This window comes from Mesorhizobium sp. M1312 (assembly GCF_040318115.1).
Taxonomy (GTDB): domain Bacteria; phylum Pseudomonadota; class Alphaproteobacteria; order Rhizobiales; family Rhizobiaceae; genus Mesorhizobium.
This window is the reverse complement of sequence record NZ_JAMYLQ010000015.1, coordinates 54,648-75,045: the sequence shown is the minus strand read 5'-3', so window position 1 is coordinate 75,045 and position 20,398 is coordinate 54,648. Positions and strand designations below refer to the sequence as shown.

At 64.6% G+C, this 20,398-nt stretch carries 17 protein-coding genes and 1 pseudogene; 10 read left to right on the top strand and 8 right to left on the bottom strand.

The genetic code is table 11. The features are described from left to right. Positions 1-55: 55 nt before the first annotated feature. The 4 genes from pmtA to dnaK form a co-directional block, all read right to left on the bottom strand. Complete coding sequence (pmtA, locus tag NKH36_RS18530) at positions 56-661, bottom strand: phospholipid N-methyltransferase PmtA (protein ID WP_352960345.1); 606 nt, start codon at positions 659-661, stop codon at positions 56-58. A 142-nt stretch (positions 662-803) separates the two neighbouring features. After that, positions 804-1,934 carry a molecular chaperone DnaJ gene (gene dnaJ, locus NKH36_RS18525; protein ID WP_135933963.1) on the bottom strand — a complete coding sequence of 377 codons (1,131 nt, stop codon included), beginning with the start codon at positions 1,932-1,934 and terminating at the stop codon, positions 804-806. After that, positions 1,924-2,142, bottom strand: coding sequence for a hypothetical protein (locus tag NKH36_RS18520; RefSeq protein ID WP_352960347.1), 219 nt, complete (start codon positions 2,140-2,142; stop codon positions 1,924-1,926). Before NKH36_RS18520 ends, dnaJ begins: the two co-directional genes overlap by 11 nt. 5 nt (positions 2,143-2,147) lie before the next feature. Beyond that, positions 2,148-4,064, bottom strand: coding sequence for a molecular chaperone DnaK (dnaK, locus tag NKH36_RS18515; RefSeq protein ID WP_352960349.1), 1,917 nt, complete (start codon positions 4,062-4,064; stop codon positions 2,148-2,150). A gap of 928 nt (positions 4,065-4,992) precedes the next feature. On the opposite strand from dnaK, the gene NKH36_RS18510 reads away from it, so the two are divergent. The 8 genes and pseudogenes from NKH36_RS18510 to NKH36_RS18465 all read left to right on the top strand — a co-directional run bounded on the left by NKH36_RS18510 (position 4,993) and on the right by NKH36_RS18465 (position 14,105). Beyond that, positions 4,993-5,448, top strand: a complete 456-nt coding sequence (locus NKH36_RS18510) for a hypothetical protein (RefSeq protein WP_352960351.1) — start codon at positions 4,993-4,995, stop codon at positions 5,446-5,448. Beyond that, positions 5,448-6,404, top strand: coding sequence for a hypothetical protein (locus tag NKH36_RS18505; protein WP_352960353.1), 957 nt, complete (start codon positions 5,448-5,450; stop codon positions 6,402-6,404). Before NKH36_RS18510 ends, NKH36_RS18505 begins: the two co-directional genes overlap by 1 nt. After that, positions 6,401-6,589: a hypothetical protein gene (locus tag NKH36_RS18500; protein WP_352960355.1), complete on the top strand. Its 189-nt coding sequence runs from the start codon at positions 6,401-6,403 to the stop codon at positions 6,587-6,589. Before NKH36_RS18505 ends, NKH36_RS18500 begins: the two co-directional genes overlap by 4 nt. A gap of 10 nt (positions 6,590-6,599) precedes the next feature. Continuing rightward, a pseudogene (locus tag NKH36_RS34860) lies at positions 6,600-9,693 on the top strand (DUF7929 domain-containing protein); the annotation flags it as partial. Positions 9,694-9,804: 111 nt separating this feature from the next. Beyond that, entirely contained in the window at positions 9,805-10,113 is a 309-nt protein-coding gene (locus tag NKH36_RS18480; protein WP_352960363.1) for a hypothetical protein, read from the top strand. A 264-nt stretch (positions 10,114-10,377) separates the two neighbouring features. Next, the gene (gene rpe, locus NKH36_RS18475) at positions 10,378-11,055 is read left to right on the top strand and encodes a ribulose-phosphate 3-epimerase (protein WP_352960365.1); all 678 of its coding nucleotides are present in this window, start codon (positions 10,378-10,380) and stop codon (positions 11,053-11,055) included. A gap of 162 nt (positions 11,056-11,217) precedes the next feature. Then, on the top strand, positions 11,218-12,582 hold the full coding sequence (locus tag NKH36_RS18470; protein ID WP_352960367.1) for a malonyl-CoA decarboxylase: 1,365 nt from the start codon (positions 11,218-11,220) through the stop codon (positions 12,580-12,582). Beyond that, positions 12,579-14,105 (top strand): malonate--CoA ligase, encoded by a 1,527-nt coding sequence (locus NKH36_RS18465; RefSeq protein WP_352960369.1) that lies wholly within the window; start codon positions 12,579-12,581, stop codon positions 14,103-14,105. The genes NKH36_RS18470 and NKH36_RS18465 overlap by 4 nt, the downstream gene beginning before the upstream one ends. A 16-nt stretch (positions 14,106-14,121) precedes the next feature. Here the strand turns inward: NKH36_RS18465 and nagA are convergent, their stop codons facing one another. From nagA to NKH36_RS18445, 4 genes are read right to left on the bottom strand one after another with little or no spacing between them, the layout of a single operon-like run. Continuing rightward, complete coding sequence (nagA, locus tag NKH36_RS18460; protein WP_352960371.1) at positions 14,122-15,285, bottom strand: N-acetylglucosamine-6-phosphate deacetylase; 1,164 nt, start codon at positions 15,283-15,285, stop codon at positions 14,122-14,124. After that, a complete protein-coding gene (locus NKH36_RS18455; RefSeq protein WP_502912067.1) occupies positions 15,282-16,292 on the bottom strand; it encodes an SIS domain-containing protein in 1,011 nt (336 codons plus the stop codon). The genes nagA and NKH36_RS18455 overlap by 4 nt, the downstream gene beginning before the upstream one ends. 32 nt (positions 16,293-16,324) lie before the next feature. Then, positions 16,325-17,098 (bottom strand): GntR family transcriptional regulator, encoded by a 774-nt coding sequence (locus tag NKH36_RS18450; protein WP_352960375.1) that lies wholly within the window; start codon positions 17,096-17,098, stop codon positions 16,325-16,327. Then, a complete protein-coding gene (locus tag NKH36_RS18445) occupies positions 17,095-17,976 on the bottom strand; it encodes a glucosamine kinase nucleotide-binding domain-containing protein (protein ID WP_352960377.1) in 882 nt (293 codons plus the stop codon). The genes NKH36_RS18450 and NKH36_RS18445 overlap by 4 nt, the downstream gene beginning before the upstream one ends. Positions 17,977-18,177: 201 nt before the next feature. On the opposite strand from NKH36_RS18445, the gene NKH36_RS18440 reads away from it, so the two are divergent. Together NKH36_RS18440 and NKH36_RS18435 are read left to right on the top strand one after the other, a co-directional pair. Continuing rightward, positions 18,178-19,134, top strand: a complete 957-nt coding sequence (locus NKH36_RS18440; RefSeq protein WP_352960379.1) for an N-acetylmuramic acid 6-phosphate etherase — start codon at positions 18,178-18,180, stop codon at positions 19,132-19,134. 2 nt (positions 19,135-19,136) lie between these two features. Then, positions 19,137-20,396 carry an ABC transporter substrate-binding protein gene (locus tag NKH36_RS18435; RefSeq protein WP_352960381.1) on the top strand — a complete coding sequence of 420 codons (1,260 nt, stop codon included), beginning with the start codon at positions 19,137-19,139 and terminating at the stop codon, positions 20,394-20,396. Positions 20,397-20,398 lie beyond the last annotated feature (2 nt).

Here is a 20,398-nt window from a genome sequence, read left to right as displayed (position 1 = left end):
CACCTTTGTCAGCGGACAGATATAGGCCAGGCACGCCTCAAATCCCAAATACTGATCAATGCGCCCCGCGCCGGTAGATCCACAGCTGCGTTGGCGGGATGTTGCGGATGACGAAATGGAAATGCTCGACCGTGTAGTCGCCGCGGCCGGGCGGGATCGGCGACAGCGGGCCGTAGGTCAGCTGCACGATCGGGCGGCCTGTCGGGATGCGGTCGAGAAGGCTTTCGACATAGGCGATGCGCTGGGCGACTGGGAAATTGAGCAATGGCACGCCGGAGACGACCGAATCGAAGGTCAGGCCGCTCTTGTCGCCGAGTGTCGCATCGAGATTGAAGGCGTCGCCCTCAATGACGTTGACGCCGGGATAAAGCTGGCGGAGATGGCGCACGAAATCGGTGGAGTATTCGACCGCATAGAGGTTTTCAGGCTTTACGCCCTGGGCGAGGATGGCTCGGGTGATGACGCCGGTGCCGGGCCCGACTTCGAGCACCGGCAGGCCCGAGTTCGGGTTGACGACGGAGGCCATCTTGCGGGCTGTGGTGGAACTGGTCGGCACGATCGAACCGACCGCCTTCGGCTTGTCGATCCAGCCCTTGAAGAACTTCAGTTCGTCGTCGAACTTTTCCGCCAGCGCCTTTCGCAGTCCGGGACCATGTGCCATGCAAGTTCTCCTGAACGCTCCCCCGAGAGGCTACTTAGCAGCTGCGGGGTCCAAGGCAAGGCGGATGCCGGTATAAGATGTTGATGACGCTTGGGAACCTTCCGCTTAATTGCACTCTACACCCGATTGGCGAGAATAGGCATCAGCGCTCGCCGAAGGTTTCGAAAAAGTCCTTCATGCGGGCGAAAAAGCCGCTCGACTGCGGCGAATTATCCTTCGAGGAAAGCTGTTCGAACTCCTCCAGCAACTCGCGTTGGCGGCGGGAAAGGTTCTGCGGCGTCTCGACCGCGGTCTGGATATAGAGGTCGCCGACGTTGTGCTGGCGCAGCACCGGCATGCCCTTGCCCTTGAGGCGGAACTGGCGGCCGTTCTGGGTACCTTCCGGCACCTTCACTTTCGTCTGGGTGCCGTCCAGCGTCGCCACCTCGAAGGAGCCGCCAAGGGCAGCCGTCGTCATCGAGATCGGCACCTTGCAGTAGAGATCGGCGCCGTCGCGCTGGAAGAATTCGTGCGGCTTGACCGCAAGGAAAATATAGAGATCGCCCGACGGGCCGCCGCGCAGGCCGGCTTCGCCCTCATTGGCAAGGCGGATGCGGGTGCCGTCCTCGATGCCGGCCGGAATGTTGACCGACAGCGAGCGCTCCTCGGTGACGCGGCCCTGGCCGGCGCACTTCGGGCACGGCTCCTTGATGGTCTGGCCACGCCCCTGGCATTGCGGACAGGTGCGCTCGATCGAGAAGAACCCCTGCGTGGCGCGCACCTTGCCGTGGCCGTTGCACATCGAGCAGGTGACGGGCTGGGTGCCGGGCTTGGCGCCGCTGCCGGAGCATTCCGTGCAGGAGATCGACGCCGGCACGTGAATCTGCGCTGTCTTGCCGGTAAACGCCTCCTCCAGCGTGATTTCCATATTGTAGCGCAGGTCGGCGCCGCGCTCGCGCCCGCCTGAGGATCGGCGCTGGCGCCCGCCCATCATGTCGCCGAAAATATCCTCGAAGATGTCGGCGAAGCCGCCGGCGCCGAAGCCTTGTGCGCCGCCATTCATGCCGCCCTGTTCGAAGGCAGCGTGGCCGAAACGATCGTAGGCCGCGCGTTTCTGCGGGTCTTTCAGCGTCTCGTAGGCTTCGTTGATTTCCTTGAACTTGTGCTCGCAGGAATGGTCGCCGGGATTGCGATCGGGATGGAACTGCATGGCCAGCTTGCGGAAAGCGCTCTTGAGCTCCTTCTCGTCGGCCCCCTTTTGCACGCCCAGCGTTTCGTAGAAATCAGCTTTCATCTTTTCCCGCAGTCCGGATATTCAACGTCTTGAAGCATTTCGCGTCGTTCGCCGGCACGCTGTTCCGATTTAGGTGCGATGGCGCCGGGATGCCAGTGTCGATGCGGGCTTGCCTGCATTTTTTCGACCAGGCCCGCACTTTTTCGGCCAGAGTTGCAAAAAAGCCCGGCTTTGCGCGCCGGGCTTTTCCGCTTTTACCTGCCATCATGCGGTTCAGGCCGACTTCTTCTTGTCGTCGTCCTCGTTGATTTCCTCGAAGTCGGCATCGACCACGTCGCTGTCCTTGGCGGCGTCCGCCTTGGCGTCAGCTTCCGCGGCTTCCTTCTGCGAAGCCTCATACATGGCCTGGCCGAGCTTCATCGAGGTTTCGGCGAGCGCCTGGGTCTTGGCTTCGATCTCGGCCGCGTCGTCGCCTTCGGCAGCGGTCTTCAGCGCCGCGATCGCATCGGCGATCGCCGTGCGGTCGGCCTCGGAAACCTTCTCGCCATATTCCTTCAGCGACTTCTCCGAGGAATGCACCAGCGCCTCGGCCTGGTTGCGGGCCTCGACCAGCGCGCGCCGCTTCTTGTCGGCCTCGGCATTGGCTTCGGCGTCCTTCACCATCTTCTCGATGTCGGCGTCCGAAAGGCCGCCAGACGCCTGGATGCGGATCTGGTGCTCCTTGCCGGTGCCCTTGTCCTTGGCCGAGACATTGACGATGCCGTTGGCGTCGATGTCGAAAGTGACCTCGATCTGCGGCACGCCACGGGGCGCCGGCGGGATGCCGACCAGGTCGAACTGGCCGAGCGCCTTGTTGTCGGCGGCCATTTCACGCTCACCCTGGAAGACGCGGATGGTCACGGCCGACTGTGAATCCTCGGCCGTCGAGAACACCTGGCTCTTCTTGGTCGGGATCGTCGTGTTGCGCTCGATCAGCCGCGTGAACACACCACCCAGCGTCTCGATGCCAAGCGACAGCGGCGTCACGTCGAGCAGCAGCACGTCCTTGACGTCGCCCTGCAGCACGCCGGCCTGGATGGCGGCGCCCAATGCGACGACCTCATCCGGGTTGACGCCCTTGTGCGGCTCCTTGCCGAAGAATTGCTTCACGATCTCCTGGATCTTGGGCATGCGGGTCATGCCGCCGACCAGGACGACCTCGTCGATTTCGCCCGCCTTCAGGCCGGCATCCTTGAGCGCCGCCTTGCAGGGGTCGATCGTGCGCTGGACGAGATCCTCGACCAAGCTCTCGAACTTCGCCCGCGTCAGCTTCAGCGTCAGGTGCTTGGGACCGGTGGCATCGGCAGTGATGAAGGGCAGGTTGATCTCGGTCTGCGTGGTGGACGACAGCTCGATCTTGGCCTTTTCAGCCGCTTCCTTGAGGCGCTGAAGGGCGAGCTTGTCGCTCCGCAGGTCGATGCCCTGTTCCTTCTTGAACTCGGCCGCCAGATATTCGACCAGACGCATGTCGAAATCCTCGCCGCCGAGGAAGGTGTCGCCATTGGTCGACTTCACCTCGAAGACGCCGTCGCCGATCTCGAGCACCGAAATGTCGAAGGTGCCGCCGCCAAGGTCATAGACGGCAATGGTCTTGCCTTCCTTCTTATCGAGGCCATAGGCAAGCGCGGCCGCGGTCGGCTCGTTGATGATGCGCAGCACTTCGAGGCCGGCGATCTTGCCGGCATCCTTAGTCGCCTGGCGCTGGGCGTCGTTGAAATAGGCGGGAACGGTGATGACCGCCTTCTCGACCTTCTCGCCGAGATAGGCTTCGGCCGTTTCCTTCATCTTCTGCAGGATCATCGCCGAGATCTGGCTGGGTGACTGCTTCTTGCCGCCGGCCTCGACCCAGGCGTCGCCATTGTCGCCCTTGACGATCTTGTAGGGGACAAGCTTCTTGTCCTTTTCCGTAACCGGATCGTCATAGCGGCGGCCGATCAGGCGCTTGACCGCGAAGATAGTGTTTTCAGGATTCGTGACCGCCTGGCGCTTGGCCGGCTGTCCGACGAGGCGCTCGCCGTCGCTGCTGATGGCGACGATGGAAGGGGTCGTGCGCGCGCCTTCCGCATTCTCGATGACCTTCGATTCCTTGCCGTCCATGATGGCGACGCAAGAGTTGGTGGTCCCCAGATCGATACCGATTACTTTTGCCATTTTTCTAATCTCTCCGCTAAGCAAGCTCTCAGGACCCGTACAGGCGTTCCGACGAAAGCCCCTGTTCACAAGAAATTCCGCTTCGGCAACCGGCATTCCGGCGTCGAACGGCTTGGCGGGTATATAAGAACAGGCTGCGCGGCGCGCAAGCATTCTGCGCAAGGCTTCCAACATCCTTTTCTCGGGCGGCCGGGTCCTCCGGCCATGGCTCCCATGAACCTTTCCGCCTCGGTTCGCGACTGACACCCAGATGCGCCGCGTGGTGCGGCCCTGGAAAGGAAAGGCTATGACTGGAAATCCAGAGGCTCCGTGGTCTCCGGGAACTCAGCGCGACCACCGCTTTCGGGGTGGAGCCGATATGCCAGGCTTTCCGCTGATTCCGTTGACCATGCGTAAGCGCCGGCATATCGTGACTACGAGGAAAGCAGACAATTCGATCAGGGAAAAACGTGCCGGAACGCCGCGCCTTGCCCTGATTTGCGCGGAAACGCCGGATGTTTCTCCCGTCGCCCGCGGGGGGGCAACTCTATGTCTTGCGACCACGGCGCGTTCGTGCGCTCTCGTGCTGGCCGTTTGCGCGGTGCGATGCAACTAACCAGCGGCTTTCGGGCGCTGGCGCTCGCCACCACCCTGTGGCTTGGCGGTGCCGTCCAGGCGCAGGAAACGCAGATCATCTATCCTGCTCGATGGCGGTGACTGGATTTTCCGGCACCGCCATTCCCAATTTCGGACAGGATCCCAATTTCGACGAGGCCCCCAATTTCGAAGAAGGCCTGCCGCCCGGCGTCGACCCTGTCGACGAAACCTTCATCGACACGACGCGCGCAACCTTGCGCGTTTTCGATGTTCAAGGCTGGGCGGGCCGGCTTCCGGCCAACTCGTCTTCACGCCGCCGCCCTTCGAAGTGGCGGCCGGGCAGATCGGCCAGGTGTTCGCGATCACCTACGACGACGGCGTCCGCGACGGCGCTCCCTCAGGCATTCCGAACCTCTATGCCGGCGCCACCTCGCTGCACGGCATCCACATCGTCACGTCAGACGAAGATGCGGATGGTCGTCCCGAGCGGCAGCGTCGCGGTGCTGCCGGCGCCACCTTCATGGATGGCCAATTCGGCACCGAGAACGGTGGCGGACCGGGCACCATCTGGAAGATCGACGGGATCACCGGCGCCGTTTCGAAATTCGCCGATATCGACACCAACAGCGGTCCCGGCATCGGCGACGTGACCTTCGACAATAACCACCGTCAGATCTTCGCCAGCGACCTCGACACCGGTCTTATCCATCGCATCGATGTCAACGGCGCCTGGTCGACACGTTCGACCACGGCGCTGCCGGGCGTCCGGCGCGCGGGCTGGCCCCGCTTGCCGACAATGGCTCGGTGATGGACATCGAGAGCGCTGCCTTCGACAGCGAAGACCCCGACAGCTGGGGCTACGCTCAGGACGAGCGCCGCGTCTGGTCCGTCGCCTATCATGGCGGCCGGCTCTATTATTCGGTCGGTGAAAAAGCCGAGATCTGGTCGGTGGGCGTTGCCCGCGACGGCAGCTTTGCCGTCGACCCGCGCTGGGAACTTACGGTCAAGGCCGACAGGGACCACGCGGTCACCGACATCGCTTTCGATATCAGCGGCTTCATGTACCTGGCCCAGCGCGACCCGATGGAAAACCGCTACGACTACAGCCAGTTCGCCGATTCCGGCAAAGGCGAGGTCATCCGCTATTGGCGCGAAAACCCGGACGATCCGGCGACGGAATCAATCTGGGTGGAAATGCCGCAGGAATATGCGGTCGGTTTCCCCGGGGACAGCCGGCAGTCGGCCGGCGGCCTCGACCTGCAGTATGGTTATGATTCCGACGGCAATCTCGACACATCAGTCTGCACCGACACGCTGGTCAAGTCAGGCGACAAATTGCGTGATAACCCGGCGCTTGCCGAACAGCTTGCCGGCGGCGGGCCGCTGGCCGTGCACGGCGTGCAGATCACGCCGGCGGCGCTGGTCAAGCCGGCCAACGTGCCGCCTTTCGGCTCGTGGTTTGTCGACTTCGACGGCTATTTCGAAGACTCCGAGGTTGAAGGTCATGTCGGCGACGTCGAGGTCTGGCGCCCCTGCGAAGGCCGTGCCGGCTATTACGAGCAGATACCGGGCGGCGGTTACATGCCACCTTTCTATCCGCCTGATTTTCCGCCCCCGGCGGCGTGCCTTCTTGCCTCGACGTCGAGGATGTCAGGTACTTCTGCACGCCCTCCGGATTGGAAGCCGAGCTCTATCTCCGCGACCCTGCCGGCTTTGGCGGCGATTCGATTAAGGCTCTGTCCAGGACATCAGGCGTTGGGATGACTTCACCCCTCTCGCATGCTCCCGGCGCGCCCTACACGATCGGCATCACCGGCCACTATCCTGGCGACACGGTCGACGTCGGGCTCTGCCTCTACCGGCAGTCCGACCGCGACAAGGGCGGCTACTTCCCTTGCTGCAAGATGACCGTGCCGCTCAGAACCCCAGCCGTCAGCTGCGAACATTGAGGAGGGGAAGATGAGCATTTCAGCATTTTCCCCGCTTGCGACGATCATGAAGCCGCTGTCACTCGCCAGGCGCGGCGCGCGCTGGCTGGTGGCGGCCGGGATCGCGGTCGCCATGCTGGCCCCGGTGCAAGGCTTCGCCCAGGACCTTGTTCCGGCCCAGACCAGCCAGACCAGCCAGACCGATATCGACAAGCCTGCCGATCCCGGTCCGCTCGAAACCGCCGATCCGGATTTCGGGCTCGACCTCGACAACCCGCGCATCGTCAATCCGCGGCCGGGCCGGGTCGTGCCTTTCTTCACAAAGAAAGGCAGGCAACGAGGCTGCGACTATGTCGTATATTCCCTGAGCTTCGGCCTGCGCGGCAACCCGCAAGCCTTTGCTAGCCCAGGCCTCGCGACTGCGCTGGAAAAGACCAGGATCGACTTCAAGGACCAGCTTCCGCATGGTCTGCGGATCGTCGACGTGCATGTGTCCGGCGACGGCACGGATGCGTCCGGCGGATCGCTGCCCGGAGCCTCGATCAGCACGTCGGCAGACCCGAACGACACGGCTGATGTTTCCGACTTCCGGATTTCCGCCAGCGATCTCGACGGCATTCGGCGCTCCAAACGAACGCGTCATCACCTTCCAGATCACCGCCAAGATCGACCATGCGGCGTTTGCCTCGCCGGCGATCATCGACAATCAGGGCCTGATCGAGATAACCGTCGGGCCCGGCACCGGGACCATCATCCCGTCGCAGGACCCAGGCAAGCCGGACGACGGCAACATCCTCACCGGCGAAAAGACCTCGATCAAGATCGACCTGACCAAGTGCAACCCGCCGCCTCCACCTCCCGGCAAGGAATGCTTCAAAGTGGAACGCGGCACGGTCGATTGCGTGCCCGGCGGCGGCGCCTTCATCTACCATATGCCGGTCGGCCCCGAGATGGCCGGCAAGTGGGTGCAGCTCTCGACGACGACACCCGGCATCACCATCATCCCCGACACGCAATTGGTGCCGGCGGGCGGCGGTGTGCTCAACTGGAAGATCGTCGGTGCGTCACCCGGAGACGTCATCCACCTCGTCGTCACCGGCATCGAAACCTATGCCGGCCCGGAGGAGGGCTGGGGCTTGTGCTGCACGCAGACGATCGAAATCGTCATTCCGCGCGACCAGAGGTGTCGCCCAAGGACAGGGAACCGGATCTGAAAGTCGAAAAACGCGCCGACGTTCCGCGTTGTACGATGGGCGGCGGCTGCGACTTCACCATCAAGGTCACCGTCGGCGACGGGCCGTATCACGGCAAGATCGTTCTCGACGAAGTGACCTTGCCGGCCGGCTCCACCCTCGATTCAGGACCGAATGCGCCCTGGGCCTGTGCGCCGGCGGCCGGCCCGATGACATGCACCCATCCGGTGACCACGCTCAACCCGGGTGCCTCTGTCGACCTCAAGCTCGGCTTCAAGCCTGCCGGCGGCTGGCAAGGTCGCGTCTTGCGCAACTGCGCCGCGTATGGCGCCAGCGGCAAGCCGCTGTTCGGCAGCCAGCAAAACGACCGCGGCTGCGCCTCGATCCCAATCTGCCGGCGTGGCGACCGTGACCGCGACTGCCGGCCGCCGGTGGAACAGAAGGTCGATCTGATCCTGAAGAAGCGTGCCCGCACCCCGGTCTGCACGGCCGATCGCGTCTGCACCTTCGTGATCGATATCATCAACAACGGCAGCGTCCTCTACGACGGGCCGCTGACGGTCACCGACACCTATCCGGGCGGCGCGCCGGCATCGTCGACCTTCGGCCCGACCCCGCCATGGACATGCGGACCGAACGGTCCCGGCCAGTTCCGCTGCGATAATGCCGGCATCGTGCTCTCGCCGGGCGCCTCGGCGCCGATCTTCGTCAAGGCGGTGATGCCGGCCGGTTACCGGCCGGACGCCGTCGAGAACTGCGCCGAGGTGAAGGCCATCCCCGGTGAGAGCGACCTCACCAACAACCGGGCCTGCGCCAAGCAACGCATCCGTCATCCCGACGGCGGCAAGCCGGCCCTGCGCATCACCAAGCTGTGCAGCGGCTCGCTGGCCGGTGCTGCGGCCGTCACCTGCCGCATCACCGTCATCAGCACCGGCACCACTGCCCCAACTGGTCCGGTGTGGGTCAACGATGCCGCCACGCTGGTGGCCGGCGGCGCGCCCGTGCAAATCCAGACCGTCACCCCTGACGGCGCGGAATGGGCGTGCGGACCGGTCCCGGCCAATACGCTGTTGTGCCAGATTCCCGGCGCCGTCATGACACCCGGAACCAGCCGCCACTTCGATGTGACGGTTGGCGCGAATGGCGTGTTTGAGAACTGCGCACGAGGCTCCTACGGCCCCGCGCCCGGAGATGACATCGTCTATCCCATCGGCAGGGCCTGCGCCAAAGGCGGCGGCCGTGCCACAATCCGTGTCGAGAAGATCGGCGATGCCGAGTGCCGGATCAGTCAGCCCTGCTCGTTCGAGCTCACCATCGCGAACGACGGGCAAAACGCCTTCTCGGGTCCGGTTCGCATCGGTGATGCGATCGGCGTCGAAGGCCTTGGCCGGCTGGAAGGCGTTGCGATCACCTCGATCGCCCCGCCCTTCGGCTGCGAACCGGAACCGGCGACCTTGCCTCTATCCTGCATCGCCAACTTGACGCTCGGCGCCGGGGAAAGCCACGTTCACCGTGTAACCGTGATCATCCCCGACGACGGCCGCCTGGCCAATCTGCAGGGCACCGTCAGCGGCCAGAACTGCGTCGGCGTGCTGTCCCCCGACACGCCGGTGCGAGGTGCGGGCGAAGTGCTCTCCCGCGACCCGGCCAATGTGCAGGGCGATCGCGGCAAGGCCTATGCCTGCCATCCCTTCACCATCAAGCGTGACGTGAAGAAGGAGTGCTCGGCAGATCTCGTCATGAACGACGCCGGCCGGTGTGTCTGCCCGGAAGGCACCACTTTCCGCAACGGCGAGTGCTCGTCGGGTGGCGGCACGGTCATCATACCGAAGCCGAAGGAGCGCTGCCTGCTGCTCAGGGGCCAGATACGGACCTCCGCCGGGCGTTGTATTTGCCCGCGCGGATCCAAGCTGGAGAACCGCAGGTGCGTGTCGACCGACGAGCCGCCGGCACGCCTGTGCAAGCTGCTGCCCGGTCAGATACGCGTCCAAGAACGGCGACTGCGTCTGCCCGAGACGGACGGAACTGAGGGGCCGGGCCTGTGTGCCGATCATCAAGAAGCCGACTGTTGAACAGTGCACCATCCGCGGCCAGGTTCACAACAAGCGCGGCGCCTGTGTCTGCCCGCGCGGGACCGAGGTGATCAGAGGCGCATGCCGCCGGGCGCAGGTGGAGTGCGCGCCTGGCTCACGGCTGATCAACGGCCGGTGCCAGCCGATCATCAACCGGCGCTGCCCGGTCGGGACGGTCGGACAGTATCCGGAATGCACCCCGATCCGCAGGGCGCCGACGCTGCAGACCAATCCGAACCTGTTGCTGAACCCGAACATCCTGCAGCAGCCAAGGGCGTAGGCCGCGGGCTCTCCAGTAGGGGATCCGGCGCGCAACAGTCCGTAATCGTCGACCGCAACACCAAAACTCTGCCGGAGCATCCGGCGGGGTTTTTCGTTGGGTCGATGGAAAAAGAACGCGCCACGGTCATGCTCGCTCACGCCGGAACACGCCTGCTGATCTCTACAAGTCACCCTTAGGACAAACCGGCTTCCACTTTTCGGGATCATGGTCTACGCAGTCGATGAAGAAAGAGTGCCCGGAAGCATTCTTGAAGGCCGCATCATGAGCAAAAAGACCTTGATCGCGCCATCGGTGCTGGCGTCGGATTTTTCGAAGCTGGGCAACGAGGTCGAGGCGGTGGCGGCGGCCGGCGCCGACTGGATCCATCTCGACGTCATGGACGGGCACTTTGTGCCCAACATCACTTTCGGCCCGCCGGTGATCAAGGCGATCCGCAACCGCACCAAGGCCTTCTTCGACTGCCATCTGATGATCGCGCCGGCCGACCCCTATCTGGAGGCCTTCGCTGAAGCCGGCTGCGACGGCATGACGGTGCATGCCGAAGCCGGGCCGCATCTCGACCGTTCGCTGCAGACGATCAGGAATCTCGGCAAGAAGGCGGGCGTATCGCTCAACCCGGCAACGCCGGAAACGGCGATCGAATATGTGCTCGACCGGCTCGATCTGATCCTGATCATGACCGTCAATCCGGGTTTTGGCGGCCAGGCGTTCATCCCGGGGATCGTCGACAAGGTGAAGCGTGTCAAGGCGCTGATCGGCAGCCGGCCGATCCGGATCGAGATCGACGGCGGCATCTCGCCCGAAACCGCGCCCCTGGTCACCGCCGCCGGCGCCAGCGTGTTGGTCGCTGGTGCAGCCATCTTCAAGGGCGGCAGCATCGAAGCCTATCGGGCGAACATCGAGGCAATCAGGACAGCGGCCGACCGGGTGGCCGGCTGACGCTGCGGCTGCCGGCGCGCCGTCACCAGCACGCGCCGTCTCTTCAGCCGGTCAGGAATTCGTTGGCCGACGCCGGTGCGCTTGTGCTCGTGACATGCGGTCCCATATTCTCTGTCTCACCCTCATGCCTCTCCCGCAGGCTCCTCTTCGACGGTCGGATCGATGAACCGCAGCCCTTTCTTCGCTGACCTGCTGAACACCATCGCCGATCGCGGCAGGATGATGCTGAACCTCGTTCGCGGTGACGAGCCGGTCTCGGCCGACAGTCTGGCGCGTCTGTGCGCCCGCCTGCTCTCCAGCCAAGGCGAGGCATCGGGCGTCGCCTATGCAAGGGAAATCCTGGAGCGCTGGCGCACCCTCGGCGCCGACGGAAGGCTGGCTTTCCTACATGTGCTGCGCGATCGTTTCGGCACTGATCATGCCAGGCTTGCCGCCGCAGTGGATGCCTATCGCGCCGCGCCCGACGATCGCTCGGCACTTGCCCTGCACGACGCCGCCGAGCCGGCCAGGCAGGAGCTTCTGCGCCGCCTGAACCTGGCGCCCGGCGGCATCGAGACGCTGGTGCGCATGCGCCAGGATCTGCTTGCCCGGCTGAGCACATCGCCTGATCTCGCCATCGTCGATGCCGACTTCACGCACCTCTTGTCGTCATGGTTCAACCGCGGCTTCCTGGTGCTGCGGCGAATCGACTGGTCGACGCCGGCCAACATCCTGGAAAAGATTATCCGCTACGAGGCGGTGCACGCCATCCACACCTGGGACGATCTGCGCCGCCGGATCGAACCCGACGACCGGCTCTGCTATGCGTTCTTTCATCCGCAGCTCGGTGACGAGCCGCTGATCTTCGTCGAGGTCGCGCTCACCCGGGCGATGCCGACGACAATCGCCGAGCTGCTTGCCGACGAGCGGCCGCTGGTGCAGCCACGGCAGGCCACGACGGCAGTGTTCTATTCCATCTCCAACTGCCAGGAGGGGTTGCGCGGCATCTCGTTCGGCAACTTTCTGATCAAGCAGGTGGTCGAGGATCTGCGCCGCGACCTTCCCGGCCTGACCGATTTCGTCACGCTGTCCCCGGTGCCGGGCTTTGCCCGCTGGCTGGCCGAGCAGACCGGTCCCTCCGCCGCCGAAGTGCTGGACCTCGTCGCCAACCAGGGCTGGCATGCGGACGCTGCCGTGCGCGACCGCGCGGGCCAGGCCCTGCTTCCTCTTGCAGCACAGTATTTCCTCGAAGCCCGCACCGCCTCCGGCAAGGTGATCGACCCGGTCGCCCGGTTCCATCTCGGCAATGGCGCGCGGCTGGAGCGGATCGACCTTTTCGGCGATCTGTCGCCCCGCGCCTTGCGTCAGGCGCATGGCCTGATGGTCAATTATCGTTACAAGCTCGACGACATCGAGAAGAACCACGAGCTGTTCGCCGCCAGGAACGATGTGGCGACCGCGCCCGCCGTGCGCCGCCTGCTGCCGAAACCGGCGAGACCGGCCGCGCCGCGGCTTCCGGCGCCTGCCCATACTCAGAGGGATGCATGAGCAACCATATGTTCGACGCTTTTCGCGCCGGGATGCCGACGCCCGAGCGTCTGTTGATGGAGGCGGATGACGGGCGCTCGATCACCTATGGCGATATGCTGGCGCGGTCGGCGCAACTGGCCCACGCGCTTCTGCAATTGGGCGTCAAGGCTGGCGACCGTGTCGCCGTCCAGGTCGAGAAGAGCCCGGAGGTGGTCCTGCTCTATCTCGCCTGCCTGCGCGCCGGTGCGGTCTTCCTGCCGCTCAACACCGCTTACACGATGACCGAGCTCGAATACTTCTTCGGTGATGCCGAGCCGCGGCTGGTCGTCTGCGATCCGGCACGGGCAGCCGACATCGGGGCCTTGGTGGAAAGATCGGGCGCTATCGCAGTCACGCTCGGTGGCAATGGCGAAGGCTCGTTGATGGATCAGGCCTCGCGGCAGTCTTCGGATTTCAGCGATGTGGTGCGCGGACCGGACGATCTTGCGGCGATCCTCTACACGTCGGGGACCACCGGCCGCTCGAAGGGCGCTATGCTCAGCCATGAGAACCTTGCCTCGAATGCGCGGGTGCTGGTCGACCACTGGCGCTTCACTGACGCAGACGTCTTGATCCACGCGCTGCCGATCTTCCACACGCATGGCCTTTTCGTCGCCACCAATGTCGTCCTGATGGCCGGCGCCTCGATGCTGTTCGAAACCAAATTCGACCCGGCCCGCGTCGTCTCGCTGCTGCCGCGCGCCACCGCGCTGATGGGCGTGCCGACCTTCTATGTGCGCCTGCTGCAGCAGGATGGCTTGAACCGCCAAGCGGCAAGAAACATCCGCCTGTTCGTTTCCGGCTCGGCACCGCTGCTGGCCGAGACGCACAAGGCCTGGCGCGAGCGCACCGGCCACGCGATCATCGAGCGCTACGGCATGACCGAGACCAACATGAACACGTCGAACCCCTATGATGGCGAGCGGCGCGCCGGTACGGTCGGCTTGCCCTTGCCCGGTGTCGCCCTGCGCATCGCCGACCCCGAGAACGGCGCGACACTTGCTCAGGGCGAGGTCGGCATGATCGAGGTGAAGGGTCCGAATGTGTTTTCCGGCTATTGGCGCATGCCGGAAAAGACCAAAGCTGAATTCCGTGCCGACGGTTTCTTCATCACCGGCGACCTCGGCCTGATCGACGCTGACGGCTATGTCCATATCGTCGGGCGCGGCAAGGATCTGATCATTTCCGGCGGCTACAACATCTATCCGAAGGAGGTCGAGAGCGAGATCGACACGCTGCCCGGTGTCGCCGAAAGTGCTGTGATCGGCGTTTCCCATCCGGATTTCGGCGAAGGCGTCACGGCGATCGTGGTGCGTGCGCCTGCCTCAACCATCACCGGTGCCGAGATCGTCGGTGCCATCGCCGGGCGGCTGGCGAAATACAAGCACCCGAAGCGGGTGATCTTCGTCGACGAACTGCCGCGCAACACGATGGGCAAGGTGCAGAAAAACCTGCTGCGCGAGACTTACAAGGATCTCTATGCGCCGGCCAAAGCCGGCTGACGCCCGGGATTTGCATTCAGCTGGTGCCGAAAACTCTTTCCCCGCCGATCCAGACGCTCTTGACGTCCAATTCGTCCGACAACGAAACAATATCGGCGGCGGTGCCGTTGGCGAACCGCCCGAGCCGGTGTGATTGGCCGATCGCTTGCGCCGGATAGAGCGAAGCCATGCGCAGCGCCTCCGACAGGTCCAGTCCGACGACACGGTGGACGAAGCGCACGGCGGCGATCATGTCGAGGTCGGCGCCGGCCAGCGTCCCGTCGGCAAGCCGCAGGCTGCCGTCCCTGCGGTAGATGGTGCGGCCGTTCAGCGTAAACGACGTCATGTCGGTGCCGATCGTCGCCATCGCGTCGGTGACCAGGAAAATTTTTGCCGGACCCTGCTTGGCGCGCAAAGCGATGGCCATGGTGGCGGGATCGACATGGATGCCGTCGGCGATGATGCCGGCAAACAATGTGCCGGTATCGATGGCGGCACCCGCCAACCCCGGCTCGCGGTTGCCGATCTGGCTCATGGCGTTGAGCAGATGGGTGACCATTGTTGCGCCGGCATCGGCGAACGCGCGCGCCTTGGCATAGCCGGTGTCGGAATGGCCGAGGCTGACGATAATGCCAGCCTCGACGAGCGCCGAAATGCGCACGGTGTCGACGGACTCCGGCGCTATAGTGGTCAGCAGCACCGGCAGGGTTTTCCGCGCCGCAATCAGCATCGCCTGGTCGGCATCCAGCATCGGCCGGATCAGCGCTGGGTCATGCGCGCCCTTGCGGGCGATCGACAGATGCGGGCCTTCGAGATGCAGGCCCGAAAAGCCCGGCATCTTCTGCTGCGCGGCCTTTGCACCGGCGGCAACCGCCGCCGAGGTGATCTCAGGCGTGTCGGTGATCAGCGTCGGCAGCAGCGCCGTCGTGCCGAACGGTGCGTGCGCCCGGCAGATGGTTTCGATCGAGGCGACATCGGGATGGTCGTTGAGCATGACACCGCCGCCGCCATTGACCTGCAGGTCGACGAAGCCCGGAGCCAGCATGCCGCCGCCGGTTTCGATACGCTCGACACCAGAGGGAACGGCGCCGGCGGCAACGATGGCCTCGACGAGGCCCTCACGCACGACAAGGGCGGCGTTGTCATGCCAGTCGCCGCCATCGAATATCCGGGCGCCAGTCAGGGCAAAACGGTCGCTCATAGGGTTTCCGTCACCTTGCGCAGATTGGGCGGCGTGTCGGGATCGAGGCCGCGATGGCGGGCAAAGGCCTCGACGAAGCCATAGAAGGACACGATCAGTGCCAACGGGTCGGTCAGCGGATGGCCGGTGGCGACATGCGGCAGGCGCGCAGCGCTCTTTGCCCTGTCCGAGGTCACAAAGACGGCGGCGCCCTTGGCTGCCAGGCTGTCGGCCGCCCCGGCAACCGAGGGTTCGGAAGCATCGCGGGCGGCGAGCGCCAGCACCGGAAAATCAGGCCCGACCAGCGCCAGCGGGCCATGCATGACTTCGGCAGCACTATAGGCTTCGGCGTGCATGGCGCAGGTTTCCTTGAATTTCAGCGCCGCCTCATTGGCGATCGCCGCGGACGGACCACGACCGAGGATGAACAGCGATTTCTGCGTCTCAAGGGCGCTGGCCAGCGCCATCCAGTCGCAGGCGATCGCTTTGCGGAAATGCTCCGGCAAGCGGGCAAGTGCTGCCAGAAGCTTATCGTCGCCGGTAGAATGCGCCATCAAGGCGAGGCCAGCGACGGCCGAATTGACGAAGGTCTTCGTCGCCGCAACGCTGCGTTCCGGGCCGGCCAGGATGTCGATCGCATAATCGGAGGCGCGCGCCAGCGGCGAATCGGCGGTGTTGGTGATGGCGACGGTCAGGGCACCGCCGGCTCTCGCGGCTTGCGCCATCGCAACGATGTCCGGGCTCTTGCCCGACTGCGAGATCGCCAGGCAAGCCGAGCCGGCCAGCTTGAGCTTGGCGCCATAGATCGAAGCGATCGACGGACCGACCGAAGCGACGGCGAGGCCGGCGGTCAGCTCGACGGCATATTTCATGAAGGTGGCGGCATGGTCGGAGGAGCCGCGCGCCACGGTGACGATGAAATGCGGATCGCGCTCGCGAATGCCGCGCCCGGCCTCGGTCAGCACCGCTGCCGAACCGTCGAGCAGGCGGGCGGTGGCTTCCGGGATCTCCTCGATCTCGCGCCGCATATGGGTACCACCCTTTTGGCTACTCGTCGCGCTCATGGCCGGCCCTCTTCGCTCAGCCGGAGTTCGGCGACGAAATCATAGGCGTCGCCCCTGTAGATGGAGCGGGTGAATTCGATCACTTTGCCGCTCGCCAGATAGGAAATACGCTCGATGTGCAGGCCGGCAATGCCTGGCGGCACTTCGAGCAGGCGCGCGTCGTCGTCGCCGAGATTGGCGGCGGAAATGCGCTGCACCGCCCGCACCGGCCGATGGCCGGTCGTTTCCAGCGCGGCGTAGAGCGAGGACCCAATTCCTGCCGGCTCGGGCAGTACGCTGGCCGACAGTGCCGCGCGCTCGATCGCCAGCGGCGTGTCGTTGGCAATGCGCAGGCGCGCCACCCGCGCCACCAATTCGTTCGACGACAGGCCGAGCACCATCATCTCGTCCGGCGAGGGCGCATAGAGGCCGCGGTCGAGCCAGGCCGAACGCACAGCCATGCCGCGCCGCGCCATATCCTCGGTGAAGGACGTCAGCCGCGACAGCGACTGCTCGACACGCTCCATCCGCGGCGCGACGAAGGTCCCGGAGCCGTGGCGCTGGACGAGGATGCCGCCCTTCACCAGATCCTGCACCGCCTTGCGCACGGTGACGCGCGAAATGTCGGCCTTGCTGGCGATGTCGCGCTCGGACGGCAGCGCATCGCCCGGCCCGATCAGGCCGCGATTGACCGCGTCCTCGATGCTCTTCCTGAGCTGCAGATAGAGCGGCGCGCCGCTTTGCGCCGACTGTTTCAGCGTGGCGAAGATCTGGTCGGCGGCTTCGCTCATCGCGCTGCCTCCGCAGTGCTCGAGAAGACACGAAGCGCCATCTGCACCGCGCCGCCCAGCGCATCGTCGAGCGGCGGCTTCAGCAGCGCCCGGTAGCGCGCCGACAGGCGTGGTGCATAGAGCGGCGCCAGCCCGCCAAGCAGGCAGAGCGGATCGTCGCTGCCGAGATCGAGCACGCCAAGTGCGGCCTCGACGTCGGCGACCGCCTTGTCGAGGATCCAGTTTGCGACGACATCACCCTTTTCGGCATGGTCGAAGACCTTGGGCGCGAAGCCGCCGAAGTCGCCGGGCTTGGCGTTGGTGGTGAACTCGACCAAATCCTCGGGATTGTCGCGGAAGATGGCGAGCATGGCTTGCGTCAGCGGCGAACCTTCGCAGATGCCGTCAAAGGCGAGCAGCGTCTGCTCGAGCAGGTCGCGGCCGATGCGGGCGCCGCTGCCCTGGTCGCCGACCTGGAATCCCCAGCCGCCGATGGCGCGCGACTTGCCTCGTCTGCGCGCCATATAGGCGGTGCCGGTGCCGAGGATGGCCATGGCGCCGTCACCCGAGCCGACGGCGCCTTCCAGCGCGATCTCGGCATCGGTCTCGACACGGCTGACGCTGAACGGCAGGATCGCTTCGAGCTGCTGCCTGTAGGTGCCGACATTGGCGCCGGCGAGGCCGAGTATGGCCGGGGTCTGCGGGATCAGTTCGGGGTCCTGTCCGGCGGCGACAAAGGCCTGCCTTGCCGCCTCGACGATGTTGGCCCTGGCGCCGGTGAGATCGGTGCGGATGTTCGCCGCACCGCTCTTGGCGCGGCCGACGACCGTGCCGTCCACTGTTGCAAGGGCCGCCCTGCAGCTGGTGCCGCCGCCATCGATGCCAAGCACGAAATTCACACGATTTCTCCTCCGGCCAGATAATACCAATAAAATACCAATAGCCAAGGGATTAATTTCGTTTTCAAAAAGATTAAGGCGTATTTAATTGAAAAACCTGCGCATTTTGCCAGAACGGCGATTTCAGGGCAGGGAAGTTGCTAATGCGTGTGGACAAGTGGTATTTTTTTGGTATTGTTTTCTGGATTGGAGGGAAAGCGGATGGCCGAAACGCGCACCGAAGCGCTTCACCAGAATGCCGAGGGGCTGGACATCCAGGCTCCGGACGCCATCCTTTCCTCTTTGGCCAACGCGCAGATCGAGGCCGCCAAGGCGGTGCGCGGCGCCATTCCTGCCATCGCCAAAGCAGCCGAGATCATCGCCAGCCGGCTGAACAGCGGCGGCAAACTCGCTTACGCGGCAGCCGGCAGCTCCGGTCTGATGGCGCTGGCTGATGCGCTGGAACTGCCGGGCACCTTCGGCATTCAGCGCGACCGCATCGCCATCCTGATCGCCGGCGGCGACGATGCCTTCAAGACACTGGCCGGCGGGCCAGAGGACGACACCGCCGAAGCCTCGGCAGCGGTTGCCGCTGCCGGCATCGGCGAGGGCGACTGCCTGATCGCGGTCTCGGCCAGCGGCTCGACGCCCTATGCGGTCAGGGCGATCGAGGAAGCCAGGCGTCGGGGCGCGGCGACCATCGCCATCGCCAACAACAAGGATGCGCCGCTGCTTCGGCTGGCCGGCATCGCCATATTGCTCGAAACGCCGCCTGAGCTGATCGCCGGCTCGACGCGCATGGGCGCCGGCACCGCCCAGAAGATCGCGCTCAACATGCTGTCGACGCTGGCCGCCATCCATCTCGGCCATGTCCATGACGGCTACATGGTCAATCTCATGGCCGACAACATCAAGCTGCGCGACCGCGCGGCGCGCATCGTCGCCGCGATCAGTGGGCGCGACAGGGACGATGCGGCAAAGCTGCTTGAGAACAGCGGCGGCGTCGTCAAGACCGCCATTCTGCTCGCTGCCGGCGCCGCCAGCGCCGATGCGGCCGAGAAGATACTGGAAGGAACCGGCCAGAAGCTGCGCCCGGCCCTTTCCGCGATCGAGGGGAGCATGGGGCGGAAAGCCTCTGTTCTCAAAACCGAACCTGAAAAAGGTCAACAGGGAGACTGAGCATGACAACGAAACTACTGACGGCACTGCTTCTCGGCACCAGCATTCTCGGCTCGGCCGGAATGGCCTATGCCCAGGACGTAACGCTCAACATCGAAAGCTGGCGCGGCGACGACCTTGCCATCTGGAAGGACAAGCTGATCCCGGCTTTTGAGGCCAAGAACCCGGGCATCAAGGTGGTGTTCGCGCCGTCGGCGCCGACCGAATATGACGCAGCACTTGGCGCCAAGCTCGCCGCCGGCTCAGCCGGCGACCTGATCACCTGCCGCCCGTTCGACAAGTCGCTGGAACTGTTCAAGAAGGGCAATCTCGCTGATATCTCGACGCTGCCCGGCATGGAGAATTTTTCCGACGTCGCCAAGGCCGCCTGGCGGACCGACGACGGCAAGTCGAGCTTCTGCGTGCCGATGGCTTCGGTCATCCACGGCTTCATCTACAACAAGGACGCCTTCGACCAGCTCGGCATCAAGGTGCCAACCACCAATGAAGAATTCTACGCCGCGCTCGATAAGATCAAGACCGATGGCACCTACATCCCGATGGCGATGGGCACCAAGGATCTCTGGGAAGCCGCGACCATGGGCTACCAGAACATCGGCCCGAACTACTGGAAGGGCGAAGAAGGCCGTTTGGCGCTGATCAAGGGCGAGCAGAAGCTGACTTACCCGCAGTGGGTCGAGCCTTTCAAGGAACTGGCGAAATGGAAGCCGTATCTCGGCGACGGCTTCGAGGCGCAGACCTATCCCGACAGCCAGAACCTGTTCACGCTCGGCCGCGCCGCCATCTACCCGGCCGGCTCGTGGGAAATCGGCCTGTTCAACACGCAGGCGCAGTTCAAGATGGGCGCGTTCCCGCCGCCGGTGCCGAAAGCCGGCGACACCTGCTACATCTCCGACCACACCGACATCGGCATGGGCCTCAATGCGGCGTCGAAGAATGCGGATGCGGCCAAGACCTTCCTGAGCTGGGTCGCCTCGCCGGATTTTGCCACCATCTACGCCAACGCGCTGCCGGGCTTCTTCAGCCTGAACAACACTCCGGTGAAGATGGAAGACCCGCTGGCCCAGGAATTCGTCTCCTGGCGCGACAAGTGCAAGTCGACGATCCGCTCGACCTATCAGATCCTGTCGCGCGGCACGCCGAACCTCGAGAACGAGACGTGGGTTGAATCGGCCAACGTCATAAACGGCACCGTCACGCCGGAAGCTGCCGCCAAGAAGCTGCAGGACGGCCTCGACAGCTGGTACAAGCCGGCGAAGTAAAA

Coding starts and splice junctions, on each gene's coding strand:
- pmtA (WP_352960345.1), bottom strand. CDS start 661: ATGGCACATGGTCCCGGACTGCGAAAGGCGCTGGCGGAAAAGTTCGAC.
- dnaJ (WP_135933963.1), bottom strand. CDS start 1,934: ATGAAAGCTGATTTCTACGAAACGCTGGGCGTGCAAAAGGGGGCCGAC.
- NKH36_RS18520 (WP_352960347.1), bottom strand. CDS start 2,142: ATGATGGCAGGTAAAAGCGGAAAAGCCCGGCGCGCAAAGCCGGGCTTT.
- dnaK (WP_352960349.1), bottom strand. CDS start 4,064: ATGGCAAAAGTAATCGGTATCGATCTGGGGACCACCAACTCTTGCGTC.
- NKH36_RS18505 (WP_352960353.1), top strand. CDS start 5,448: ATGGACATCGAGAGCGCTGCCTTCGACAGCGAAGACCCCGACAGCTGG.
- NKH36_RS18500 (WP_352960355.1), top strand. CDS start 6,401: ATGACTTCACCCCTCTCGCATGCTCCCGGCGCGCCCTACACGATCGGC.
- rpe (WP_352960365.1), top strand. CDS start 10,378: ATGAGCAAAAAGACCTTGATCGCGCCATCGGTGCTGGCGTCGGATTTT.
- NKH36_RS18470 (WP_352960367.1), top strand. CDS start 11,218: ATGAACCGCAGCCCTTTCTTCGCTGACCTGCTGAACACCATCGCCGAT.
- NKH36_RS18465 (WP_352960369.1), top strand. CDS start 12,579: ATGAGCAACCATATGTTCGACGCTTTTCGCGCCGGGATGCCGACGCCC.
- nagA (WP_352960371.1), bottom strand. CDS start 15,285: ATGAGCGACCGTTTTGCCCTGACTGGCGCCCGGATATTCGATGGCGGC.
- NKH36_RS18455 (WP_502912067.1), bottom strand. CDS start 16,292: ATGCGGCGCGAGATCGAGGAGATCCCGGAAGCCACCGCCCGCCTGCTC.
- NKH36_RS18450 (WP_352960375.1), bottom strand. CDS start 17,098: ATGAGCGAAGCCGCCGACCAGATCTTCGCCACGCTGAAACAGTCGGCG.
- NKH36_RS18440 (WP_352960379.1), top strand. CDS start 18,178: ATGGCCGAAACGCGCACCGAAGCGCTTCACCAGAATGCCGAGGGGCTG.
- NKH36_RS18435 (WP_352960381.1), top strand. CDS start 19,137: ATGACAACGAAACTACTGACGGCACTGCTTCTCGGCACCAGCATTCTC.